The organism is Nostoc sp. (assembly GCF_036917775.1).
In the GTDB taxonomy this organism is placed as follows: Bacteria; Cyanobacteriota; Cyanobacteriia; order Cyanobacteriales; family Nostocaceae; genus Nostoc.
This window is the reverse complement of the sequence record NZ_JBALEQ010000086.1, coordinates 18065-31032: the sequence shown is the minus strand read 5'-3', so window position 1 is coordinate 31032 and position 12968 is coordinate 18065. Positions and strand designations below refer to the sequence as shown.

The 12968-nt window shown below is 39.3% G+C and carries 5 protein-coding genes; all 5 read right to left on the bottom strand.

Annotated features, from left to right (window positions below):
• Positions 1-131: 131 nt before the first annotated feature.
• Positions 132-416 carry a hypothetical protein gene (locus V7K69_RS16800; RefSeq protein WP_335036260.1) on the bottom strand — a complete coding sequence of 95 codons (285 nt, stop codon included), beginning with the start codon at positions 414-416 and terminating at the stop codon, positions 132-134.
• Positions 417-622: 206 nt separating this feature from the next.
• Positions 623-784, bottom strand: a complete 162-nt coding sequence (locus V7K69_RS16795; protein WP_335036258.1) for a hypothetical protein — start codon at positions 782-784, stop codon at positions 623-625.
• A 30-nt stretch (positions 785-814) separates the two neighbouring features.
• Complete coding sequence (locus V7K69_RS16790; RefSeq protein ID WP_335036256.1) at positions 815-4969, bottom strand: non-ribosomal peptide synthetase; 4155 nt, start codon at positions 4967-4969, stop codon at positions 815-817.
• A gap of 319 nt (positions 4970-5288) precedes the next feature.
• Complete coding sequence (locus V7K69_RS16785) at positions 5289-12653, bottom strand: amino acid adenylation domain-containing protein (RefSeq protein ID WP_335036254.1); 7365 nt, start codon at positions 12651-12653, stop codon at positions 5289-5291.
• Positions 12650-12943, bottom strand: coding sequence for an acyl carrier protein (locus V7K69_RS16780; protein WP_335036252.1), 294 nt, complete (start codon positions 12941-12943; stop codon positions 12650-12652). Before V7K69_RS16780 ends, V7K69_RS16785 begins: the two co-directional genes overlap by 4 nt.
• Positions 12944-12968: the final 25 nt, after the last annotated feature.

Below are 12968 nucleotides of genomic sequence, written 5' to 3'. Positions count from 1 at the left end.
GGCGGATGCTTTCAGGCTGACAAGATAATATTTTTAACCTCTAATTCCATTTGGTCTGCTTTCTCTCATATCGCTTTTAGTCTAAACTCCAGTAGCAAGAACCACAGGCATAGTGCTGTTTAAATACTGACTCACCCACGACAAAAATCATCAACTCTCAACTCGCGCCAAACGTCAGACGGTTGCCACCCGGAGTTACCCACAGAGCGGAGGGGGCGATAGTGTTCAGAAATGTATTCGGATTCGGAAATGTAGCCTTCAATGTACACAGGTGGGTTTGGTTCAATTACCGGTTCAGGAATATTTTGATTCTCAGGAATCTCAATGGGTTCAATCGGTGGTGGGGTTACTTCTGTTTTCTTGCGAACTGGGTTAGGGTTTTTTTTGATGAGTCGTTTCATATCTATAGGAATCATTCGGCTTTCCACAAAGAACGGATATCCCAGAATACAGGAAGTTATTAGCGAATCAGAGACATTTTGCCAGAAAGTTTGTCTCTTTTGGGATTACTTTTGGGTGACTTGAACCAGCTTGATTTGGTGTTGATACACTCGATCGCTGTAGCCCTCTCAATCACCCCTTCAGAGGATAGTTACTCAAAACTGACCATTTTTCTCCTCTGCTATACAAAGGTGAAAATGAGAATTGGATTGTCTCTTGGATTGCGATCGCTATCGGACTGACCGACACCATTACTTAATTGTGTAAGTCTAGAATCATTTTGTGTCCTATTTGTAGACATTTGGTCAGTCGCTAACCCAACTTCTCCACCCCATACATCCATCCAATCTCAATAAACAAGCCTGGTATGTAATTAAATGTACTCTTGTAATTGCTGGGCGAGTGTTGTGTTGCACGGGGGAAGCATGATGGTAAAATGGTTGCCATCTAAGATTTTTGTGTGAGTTGCGTTGATAGTATATTGACTCCAGTTAGTACGGGGTAATTGAGGTGTGAGTTGTTGTGCAGCCCACCAGATAGAAATTTGAGCCTGGATTTCAGGTGGTTGGTGGTCTTTTAATAGTTTTTGGTGAATTTCGGTTAGTTCTAGCTGTTTTTGCAATATTCCAATTGATACTTCTGATAGTTCTTTTGAAAGTAAATTTTGTGATTGTCCCCAATTCATCATTAATTGCAGACGTTCAACAGAAGTTAAACTTATGAGTTGCTCTCGTAGTTGCTGTTGTTGAACAGTATCTAGCGTCATCAAAGCATCTACAATTGTACCACCAAACACTAATGCTAATTCATATAAAGGATCGGGTGTAAAAGTTGGTGTACTATCTGGAAATAAGAACGCATCTACAAGTCCAAGAAAATCAACTTTACATCCTTGCTGTTCTAATTCTTTGGAAATACTAACAGCAATGACTCCACCCATAGACCAACCCATGAGATGATAAGCACCATGAGGTTGATGTTGGCGAATGATTTTGGCGTATTCCACAGCCATATTTTCAATGCTATTATGCTCATCAAGTGAGTTGTTGAGAGCGCGAGACTGGATAGCGTATACAGGTTGATCTGTTCCTAAACAGGTGGCAAGATGTTGATACACCATTACTTGTCCCCCTGTAGGATGAATACAGAATAATGGTGGTTGAGTTCCCTGTGGTTGAATGGGGACTAAAGATACAGGTGTTGAGGAAGCGTGATGATTTTGGATCAGAAAATTTCCTAATTCGGCTACAGTTGGATAGTGAAAAAGTGTACTAAGAGGTATACTTGTGTGAAATTTATGATTGATTTTTGAGATTAATTGTAGTGCTAAAAAGGAATGTCCACCTAATGCAAAAAAGTTTTCATGGATGCTGATTTGCGGAAGTTGAAATAATTCTGTCCAAGTTGTAATTAAGAGTTCTTCTACTTGGTTACGAGGCGGGGTAAAAGTTTGTGTTAATTCCGGTTGCGTACCTTCAGGAATAGATAGCGCCTGACGATCCACTTTACCATTTGCTGTGAGCGGGAAAGATGCTAACAACACAAAAGTAGAGGGAATCATGTATGCTGGTAATTTGGTTTGGAGAAAAGAACGTATTTCTTGAGTGGTGATGTTTGACTCTGGTTGTGGAACAATGTAAGCGATTAGTTGTTGTGTTTTTGGGACTGTTGTAACTACAACTTCTTTAACGGTAGGATGCTGTTTTAATATGGCTTCAATTTCACCAAGTTCAATGCGATAACCATTGATTTTAACTTGAAAATCTTCTCTTCCTAAAAATTCAATATTCCCATCGGGTAAATAGCGTCCCAAGTCGCCTGTTTTATATAATTTTTCTTTGGTAACTGGATGAATAATGAAACTAGCATTTGTCTTTTCTTCGTTTTGCCAATAACCTTTTGCTAATCCGATACCGCCAATATATAATTCTCCTGTAACCCAAACAGGACATTTTTTGAGAGATGTATTTAAAACATAAATATATTGATTTTCAAGTGGTTTTCCGTAGGGAATACTTTTCCAGTTGGGGTCAAGTTGGGTAATTGGATAATAAATTGACCAGATGGCGGCTTCTGTTGCTCCTCCTAAACTAATGATTTCGGCTTGTGGAGATAATGCTTGGATCTGAGTAGGTAAATTTAGGGGTATCCAATCACCACTCAATAAAACTAGTCTGAGAGTATTAAATACAACTTGGGCATTAGTGAAGTTATACTCAATTAACATCTGCATGAAAGCAGGAACTGAGTTCCAAATTGTGATTTGGTGGGTGGTAATTAATTCACTCCAATGAGATGGATCTTTACTGTTTGCAGCATCAGGAATGACTATTGTTCCTCCTGCTGCTAAGATGCCGAAGATGTCGTAAACTGAGAGGTCAAAGCTGAAAGCAGAAATAGCTAAGATGCGATCGCCTGAATCGATCCGAAAGCGTTCGTTAATGTCTAAAATCGTGTTCACTGCACTTTCATGGGTAATCATCACACCTTTGGGTGTTCCTGTAGAACCAGAGGTGTAGATGATATAAGCTAAGTCTGTGGGTTTTGGGCTTTGCTGGAATGGCTGGTGAGATGGTGAAGTTTGTAATGAATCTATACACAAAATTGGGATGTTCTCTGGATATTCCAGACTATGAACAAGGCAAGTTTCAGTCAGTACCAGTTTGACTTGTGCCTGTTGTAAACAATACCATATACGTTCCTGTGGTAATCCTGGATCGATGGGGACATAGATCCCACCAGCAGTAAGGATAGCTAAAGCAGCGACAACCTGTTTCCAGCCTTTTTCCATTATGATGGCGATCGCCACCTGAGAACGATCGCCTAGTTCTCGTGCTAATTCAGTGACGCGATCGCTTAACTCTTGATAGGTGAGAATGCGATCGCTGCTAATGATGGCTTGTTGTTGTGGACGTTGAGATACTTGTGCAAAAAATAAAGTGTGGAGTAAAGCTGCTTGTGGGATTGGTGGATGAGGATGAATTGGGATTGGTGGTAATAATTCTATGGGTTCTGTCCACAATTCATCTTCCTGAGCTAAACGCTCCAGCAAATTGCAGTAAACTGTAAACATTTCATCCAACATCCCTATAGGGAAGAGTGCTTCTACTGCATCCCAGTTAAAAATTAAGCTTCCGTTGTGTTCTGCAACTTGATGTTCTAAGGAAACTTGCGGGGTTTGGCTAATACCATACACCACCTCTCCTAAAAAGTTATATTCTAAATCTGCTTGAGAAAAATTACCCAAACCTAACACACTACTAAATACTATAGGCATAGCTGCGGTCAATTCTGTTTGCTTTTGATTAAGCAATTTCCGCAATACTTCTACTCCACTAATATAAATATGGTCTAAATCTTGGAGTAATTGTTGTTGTATTTTTAGAGCTAGATTTGTAAATGTATTTGGGGATGAATTGTCTATTGCTAAGAGATTTGTATTAGTAAAGTCTCCAATAATTTGATTGATTTGAGGATGGAGTGGTAGACGTTCTAGGACAGTTAAGTTGAGAGTAAAGGAAGGATTTTTACTCCACAAAGTTAAAACTTCTGCAAAAGCAGTTAGCAAGATGATAGAAGGAGTTAAACCAGCTTTTTGACCTCGCTGTTTTAATTTTTGCCATATATGGGGTTCTAGTTTTGCAGCATAGCGTTTGAATGTATACTCTTTTAATTCACTAGGAAAACAAGCTAGGGGTAGTTCTGGTGCTGGTGGGAGAGTATCTAACCGATTGAACCAGTAAGTTTGCGATCGCTTGACTAATTCTGAGTCTTGGAGAGAATTTTTAGCAATGACATAATCTCGAAATGATAGTTCTAATGGTGGTAATGATAATTCGAGATTTTGATAAAGTTGATTCCATTCGTGAAATAAAATCCGAATACTCGCAGCATCTATCAGTAATAAATCCATGCTGAGATGTAGCCGAATTTGTTCTTGATTTAAATAAGTGGCTCGAATATCAAACCAAGGCCATTGATGTGAAGGTAAGTTTTGTTGAGATAGTTTTTCGCGGATTGCTATTAATTCAGTTTCGAGTTTTTGGGTTTCTGATTCTTGTAAATCTAGGATAGTAATTTGATAATTGGGAACTTGATCTAAGATTTGTTGCTCTCCTGTGGGTAATACTATCGCTCGTAGCATATCATGACGTTGAATGAGTTTTTGCCAAGCTGCTGTCAGGCGGGATATGTCTAAATTATTAGTCTCAAATTCTATGTAAACATGATTGCTGACATGGCTTAATTCAAATACTTGATTGCGTCCCAACCAATGCGCTTGTTGAATGTCGGTGAGGGGAAATGGTTGGTGAAGTTGCTGAGGATTTGGTTTGATGATTGGTAGGGAGGTTGTTTTGATGTTGTTGAGGTTTAGGAGTTTGATCAGTTCTGGTTTATGTTGTTTGAGGGAATCGCGTAGTTCTGGTGTTAATGTTCCTTTTGGTGCTTCGATGTTTAATAGGTTATTTTCTAGCCAGAGTTTGATTCCTCGTTTTTCGAGTTCGATTAAAAGTTGGTTTTTGTTCATAATGTTTTTCTTCATTTTTGATTTAACGAACACCAATGGCACAGATAATAATATTCACTTGATAATGCAAAAACCCTTTTTAATTCTCTTAACTTTGCGTTCTTTGCGTTCTTTGTGGTTCGTTTATAGTATTTTTTAGTCTTTTCAGAAATCTCTGCGTAACTCTGTGCTTTACTTTGCGTTCCTTTGCGTTTCAAAAATTTGTACCTCATTTACAGCAATTTTCAGGTAAATGAACCATACTATTTTTATCTCACGCAAAGGCGCAAAGAAGAAGATAAAATAAAGAAATTTGGCAAGAGGTCTATGCGGAATACATTCAAATTTTGATGATTTCTTTATCGTCGTCTTGTTCTGTGGTTAGGGGTTTTTGTGTGATTTTGGCGATAATTAATTGTTCGTCAATGGTTAATGCTAGTTGTTGAATATTTGTTGTTTCCACTAATAATTGGCGCATGGGAATGTTAACTTGGAATTGATTTTGTAAGTGATTTTTCAACTGCACGAGTTTGAGCGAATCTATTCCTAATTCAAAGAAATTATTCTGTATTCCCACTACTTCAATTTGCAGCAGTTGTTGGATGAATTCGGCGATTTTTTTTTCGGTTTGGGTTTGCGGAGGAACTAAAGTTGCTGATGTGGCTGTTGCGAGATTGGGAGTTGGTAAGGCTTTTCTATCTATTTTTCCGTTGGGGGTTAGGGGTAAGGTGTCAATGAGAATATATTCAGCAGGTATCATATATTGTGGAAGTTTCTGCTGTAGATATTCTCGGAATTGGGTAGTATTTGATTTGGTAGTTTGAGGATTTTTAAGTATTGACCATTGCTGAGAATCTTTTGGGTCTATTTTTCCACCAACAAAGCTATAAAGGAGAATTTGATTGGCTTCTAGTTGAAATAAATCTTGAATTGGTGGAAATTCTAAATAGCCAAGGGGACAAAGACCAATTTCTTGGGTTGGTGCGCTGTTCATGAGTAATTGTCCGATGTGTCCTGCTTCTAAAAGACAGAAGTCTCTGGCGAGTTCTCCATACATCGGCGCGATCGCACTTAGTTTCCCAATCAAATAGATCGCAAAGGCGGATTGTTCAAAAAGTGGTTGATTCTCAAGGTAAACGCTGCTGTCTATTTCGTTGGTTCTGTGGAGTAAGATTAAATTGTGGTCGCTGGGATGATAATAATATATTCCTGCTGGAAGGGTTTCGATGCTGTTGGATTTGATGAATAAGTAAGTTTGTACGGGATAAAGACTCCCAGCAGAAGGATAGCAATATTTGGGGAGGGGATAATCACCCAGTTGCATTTGCTGGAGACAGTTGAGAAATTTACTAAATTGTTCTAGGGAGATTTTTTGAGGTAAAAATTGTCTGTAACTTTGGCGTTCTAAATAAGCTGTTTGCTCAAGTTCAGATTTGGGTAAGTTAATAGTAATTTGGGATGATTCTAATTTGCGGATTCCTGGTTGCTGGAGTTTAAATTCGATGCGTTCTCCAGCGTCGGTTAATACTCCTGGTTGTTGAGTTGGTTGGTAAGCTTCCCCTAAATTGGGAGTTGGTGTATCGCTAACGATATAAGCAACTAATTGTTGTGTTTGTTCTACTGTGGTGACTACTGCTTCTTTGACGGTGGGATGCTGTTTTAATATGGCTTCAATTTCACCAAGTTCAATGCGATAACCGTTGATTTTGACTTGAAAATCTTCTCTTCCTAAAAATTCTATATTCCCGTCGGGTAAATAGCGTCCCAAGTCACCTGTTTTATACAATTTTTCTTTGGTAACTGGATGAGTAATAAAGCTAGCGTTTGTTTTTTCTTCGTCTTTCCAGTAACCTTTTGCTAAACCGATACCGCCAATATATAGTTGTCCCGTCACCCAAACAGGAGTTTGCTGCAAATTATGATTTAATACATATACTTGTTGATTATCGAGTGGTTTTCCGTAGGGAATACTTTTCCAGTTAGGATCGACTTGGGTAATTGGATAGTAAATTGACCAAATTGAAGCTTCTGTTGCTCCTCCCAAACTCACAACTTGGATATTTGACCACAATTTTTGGATTTGATTTGGTAAATTTAGAGGTAGCCAATCTCCACTCAACAAAGCTAAACGCAGAGATGAAGGTTGTTGTGGTTGGTTGGTAAGATATTCTACCAACATTTGCATCAAGGCTGGAACTGAATTCCACAGGGTAATTTGCTGAGATACTATTAACTCTAACCAGTGTGCGGGATCTTTGGTTTTATCTGCTGAGGGAATAACTATTGTTCCTCCCGCCGTTAACATACCGAAGATGTCGTAAACTGAGAGGTCGAAGTTTAATGCTGATAAAGCTAAGATGCGATCGCGTGATTTAATTCCAAAGCGTCGGTTGATATCCAAAATGGTATTCACCGCACCCCGATGATCAATCATTACCCCTTTGGGTGAACCCGTGGAACCGGAAGTGTAGATGATGTAAGCTAAATCATCGGGAGTTTGGACTAGTTTGATATCTTTCCCATCTCCTCTGAGTTGACTTTCCACACATACTTGTTGAACACCTGATGGTAAAGATAGGTGAAGATGAGGTTGAGTGACAATTAATTTAACTTGTCCTTGGGTGAGTAAATACCATTGTCGTTCTGCTGGTAATTCGGGATCGATGGGGAGATAAGCCGCACCGGAGATTAAAATTCCTAGTACAGCAACAATTTGCTCCCAACCTTTTTCCATGACAATAGCGATTGCCTCTGGCACAGCGCTCCGCGCTATCGCATTGTTGCTGCTTGCTCCCAATTCTCGCAGCTGAGATGCCACTTGCAGAGCGTGTTGGTATAATTCCTGATAAGTTAGGGTACGCTCTGGGGTGATGACTGCTGGAGAATCAGCTTGGATTTGCACTTGCTTAATAAACAAACTGTGCAAAGTTTCCTCAGAAATGGGTGCGGTGGGATAATTTGCAATTGTAGGTTGTTGTAATTCTCGCTGAATCTTGCTCCAAATTGTATCTGAGGTAATTAGTTGTTGAAGCAAATCGCAGTAAGCAGCAAACATCTCATCCAGTAAACCTGGGGGGAAAAGTTCTTCCACCGCATCCCAGTTAAATATTAAAGTTCCGTTTTGCTCTCTGAGTTGATTATCTAACCAAACTTGCGGGGTTTGACTGATACTGTAAACGAGTTCGCCTAACTGACTTAATATTGATGTATCCTGACCAAGTGATTCTAAACCTAGTGTACTAGTAAATATCACTGGCATAAATTGGTAACTTTGACGTTGATGGCTAAGTTCTCGCTGTACCTGCAAACCACTGACGTAACCATGATCTAAATCCTGCCACAGTTGTTGCTGTAATTGTTGAGCGTGGTTGCTAAAGCTTTGAGGAACTGAGCGATCGACTTCTAAAAGTGTCAAAGATGTAAAGTCTCCGACAATCTCATTGACTTGGGGATGTAAAGGTAAACGTTTAAACAGGGTGAGATTAATCGTAAACTGAGGATTTTTGCTCCATTGACTGAGGACTTCTGCAAAAGCAGCCAGTAAAACGCCAGAAGGAGTTAAGTTAAATTGTTGAGCGCGATTTTGTAATTTGCGCCATTGTTCTGGAGACAGTTGAGAACTGCGACGTTGAAACCGAGGATTGGTAATGGAATTAGGATTTTTCGCTAGGGGTAATTCTGGTGCTGGTGGTAAGGTATCTAGTCGGTTAAACCAATATTCTTGAGAACGTTGATATTGGGGTGTATTTTTTAAAGTTGATTCCCCAAGCACGTAATCGCGGAAGGAAAGTTGTAAGGGTGGTAATACAAACTCAGAATTATTATATAAATCTAACCACTCCCGCATCAGCATAAACACACTCCAAGCATCAGCAATCAAAGCATCAAAACTGAGGTGGAGTCTGGTACGCTGTTCATCTATAGGTGTAGCTCGAATTCTAAATAAAGGCCATTGATCCGCAGGTAAGACTTCATGGGACATCTGCTCACGCATCACCTCTAAATCTTGCAAATCCAAAACTTCTATTTCATAAGCCGGTACTGTTGTCAGAATTTGCTGTTGACCATCTGGTAAAATAACAGCACGCAGCATATCGTGACGCAAAATGAGTTTTTGCCAAGCTTGATTTAATCTTGTTAAATTTAGGCGATCGCAATCTAATTCTAAATAACCATGAGCAGCAATATTTCCTAATTCAAAAGCTTCATTGCGTCCTAACCAATAAGCTTGTTGAATATCGGTGAGGGGAAAAGGTTGATATAGCTGTTCTGGATTTGGGACAATTGTTGGTAAATCAACTGAAGATTCTGTCTTTGTAAAAGATGTCAGTGCTTCACTCAATCCAGCCACTGTGGGAGATGTTAACAAAGAGCGTAGCGGTAACTCAATATTTAAGGTTTGTTGTAATCGCGCAATAACTTGAGTCGCAAGTAGGGAATGTCCCCCCAATTCAAAAAAGTTATCGTGAATCCCTACTTGTTTGAGTCCCAAAACAGCAGCGATAATATTAGCGATCGCTTCTTCCGTTGCGGTGCGCGGTGGAACAAACTCTATTTCTCGACTCTGTTCCATATCTGGAATTGGTAAAGCACGCCGATCTACTTTCCCGTTGGGTGTTAAAGGTAAAGTTTCCAGAATGGCGATCGCAGCAGGAATCATATAATCAGGTAACTTCTGTTTGAGAAAGTTACGCAATTCACTAGTTGTTAATGACTGTTGTCCAGAAACAATATATGCAACTATAGATTTATTGTCGGTTTGCAGTTCTCGAAGCATCACCACTGCTGCTTGTACTTGCGGATGACTACTCAAAACAGCTTCAATTTCCCCTAGTTCAATTCGGAAACCCCGAATCTTCACTTGATCGTCAATTCGACCGAGTAATTCAATATTACCGTCAGGAAGATAACGCGCTAAATCTCCCGTTTTGTACAAAATAGGGTTGTGGAGAGACGCGATTAATCGCCTCTGTACAAAGGGTGTGGGGGTGTGGGGAGAATAGGAGATAAATTTCTCTTTGGTTAAATCGTCCCGATGCAAATAACCTTGAGCTAAACCAGCACCACCAATATATAATTCACCCGCAACCCCAATGGGAACTAATTGCAGATATCGATCTAAAATATAAACTTGCGTGTTCGCAAATGGACGACCAATAGGAACCAACCCACTTCCTAATTTCCCAATCCCCAATTCAAAATACGTGCTATCAATACACGCTTCCGTTACCCCATAGGAATTAATCAAACGTGTCTGTTCGCCACAAAAACGCTGAAATTCTTGATATTCTTGCACATACAAGCTATCTGAACCGACTACCAACAATTTCATAAAGTGGAGATTTTGCTGAGTTCTTTGTAAATACTCAACCAAGTTTCTCAACACAGCTGGAACAAACTCCGCGCTATCAATTTTCTCCACAAGCATCAGTTTATACAGCTTGTCTGGTTCTAACAGCCACTCACGGGGACATAAAACCAACTTAGCACCACTACAAAGAGCGCGAATTACATCCCCTGAAAACACATCAAAAGCAAAACTCGCCATTTGTAGATGACTAGTCAAAGACTGGAGTTGATAAGCTTTTTCCCAAGCGTAAAACGCATTTACTAAACTACGATGAGCGATCGCCACTCCCTTAGATTTACCTGTAGAACCTGATGTGTAAATCACATAGGCTAAATCTTGAAGTGTAGTATTAATTACTAGATTCTCTTCACTTTCTTGGGAAATATCTTCCCAATCTCGATCTAAACAAACTACAGCTAATTCCTCAATTGCTAAACTCGCTACTAATCTTTGTTGCGTCAGCAATATCGATACTTGAGAATCACGCAGCATGAAACTCAAACGTTCTTCGGGATACGCAGGATCTAAAGGTAAATAAGCTCCACCTGCTTTCAGAACTGCCAATAATGCAATAATCATTTCTAGGGAACGTTCCACACAAATTCCCACAAGCTGATTTTTACCTATTCCCAAAGAACGCAGGTAGTGTGCGAGTTGATTGGCTTTGCTGTTTAATTGTTGATAAGTTAGTTGCTGTTCTTGAAATACCACCGCAACAGCGTTTGGTTGCTGCTTCACACAGTTCTCAAACAACTGATGAATGACTCTATCTTGAGGATAATCAACTTGATTGTTGTTCCACTCCCACAACAAATGATTTGCTTCAACTTCCGTTAGCAGAGATAACGAAGCAATTTGCTGTTGGGGATTAGCAATAATTCCTGCGAGTAAAGTTTGAAAATGATTCGCTATCCTGCTAATTGTCGTGGCATCAAATAAATCGCTGTTGTATCGTAAAATACCAATTAATGATTCAGCCGTCTCCATCATATCGAAGACTAAATCATTCTGTCCTTCCTGCTGGGGAATCACAAAAGGTTCGAGAGTTAACCCACCCCAATTTTCTCTGGTTTTAGTTTTATCAGATACAGACAATTCATAATCTTGAGCAATTTCACTGAGCTTTAACAAATTAAAGGAAACGCGAAACAAACCAGGAAGACTTGGATCGCGGTTAAGTTGCGATCGCTCAATTAGTAAAGTAGAGGGATAATCTTGATGAGCGATCGCATCCAATACAGTCTGACGGACTTGAGTTAAAAGCTGAGAAAATGTCGGATTACCAGCCAAATTTACCCGCAAAGCCAGCATATTCACGAAAAAGCCCACAGTTTCCGCAAATTCCGGCTGACTTCTCCCCTCAATAGGCGCACCCACAATTATATCTTCCTGACCTGACAAGCGGTAAAGTAACACTTGAAAGGCGGTTAACAAAGTCATGTAAAGAGTTGCTCCTTGAGCTTTCGCCATTTCTCGTAGCTGAGAAGTCAACTCTTGATTCAACTCAAAAGTATGGGAAGCTCCCAGATAGCTTTGAATTGGTGGTCGCGATCGATCTGTTGGTAATTTTAAGATGGGTAACTCACCCACTAATTGTTCGCGCCAGTAATTCCATAATTCATCGCCCACAGAACTTGCTAAAGTATTTCTCTGCCACTGTACAAAGTCTTTATATTGGTACTTAATAGCAGGTAAAGATATGACTCGACCTGTATTTTCTGCTTCGTAGAGCAAACGTAACTCATCAAGAACAATTCCTAGAGAAAAACCATCAATAACAATGTGATGTATTGTTAGTAATATTACATAATTATCTTCAGAACAAGTAAATAAATTTACCCGCAATAAATTACCTTTTTCCAAATTAAATGGACGCTGATATGCTGCTATTACTTGGCTTGCCAACTCATCTTCATTCCAAACTGAAGCGTCAATATTTTCAAAATAAACTTCTTGGTATTCATGAATCTGTTGAAAAGGTTCGCCATCTTTTTGTGCAAATGTTGTGCGGAGAGTTGGATGACGATTTACTAACTTCTGAAATGCTTGTTGTAAAGCCGGAATATTTAAATGAGAGCAGATGCGAGCTGTAAAAGCAACATTATAAGCTGCACTTGTGGGTGCAAGTTTATACAAAAACCATAGACCTTGCTGACCATGAGTCAGGGGATAGGATTTAGATGTGTGAAAACCTTGGCGCAGCAAATTGATAATTTCTGTTTTATGCTGCTTAATTTGATTTAAAACTGTGAAAGTTAATACTTCTTTGCGACCACGATAACGCAGTTTATTATCTTCAACCCACAATTCTATATTCTGTTGCGAGAGTTGTGTGAGAAACTCAACTAAATTCATAATTCTCCTTCCAACAACTCATCATCATTTTCTATTTTTGAGTTAGCATTTTCACTTAAATCGTTGACTAATATTGCTAAACTTGCAACATTAGTATCTTCCATAAATTTTACTGCTGGAATATCTAATTCCAAGTCTTTTCTAAACTTATTTCTGAGTTTGACAGCAATTAATGAATCAAGCCCTAAATAATTTAAAGACATTTCCACATCCAATTCAGATGTGTCTATCCCAATTGCTTTAGATATTTCGTCTTGAATATAAGTTGTAAAAAATGCAATTTTAGACATACTACTTAAGCAAAACAATATTCTT

What these genes read in the sequence shown, in the direction of transcription:
- V7K69_RS16800 (WP_335036260.1), bottom strand. Translation starts at nt 416, where the DNA reads ATGATTCCTATAGATATGAAACGACTCATCAAAAAAAACCCTAACCCA.
- V7K69_RS16795 (WP_335036258.1), bottom strand. Translation starts at nt 784, where the DNA reads ATGGATGTATGGGGTGGAGAAGTTGGGTTAGCGACTGACCAAATGTCT.
- V7K69_RS16790 (WP_335036256.1), bottom strand. Translation starts at nt 4,969, where the DNA reads ATGAACAAAAACCAACTTTTAATCGAACTCGAAAAACGAGGAATCAAA.
- V7K69_RS16785 (WP_335036254.1), bottom strand. Translation starts at nt 12,653, where the DNA reads ATGAATTTAGTTGAGTTTCTCACACAACTCTCGCAACAGAATATAGAA.
- V7K69_RS16780 (WP_335036252.1), bottom strand. Translation starts at nt 12,943, where the DNA reads ATGTCTAAAATTGCATTTTTTACAACTTATATTCAAGACGAAATATCT.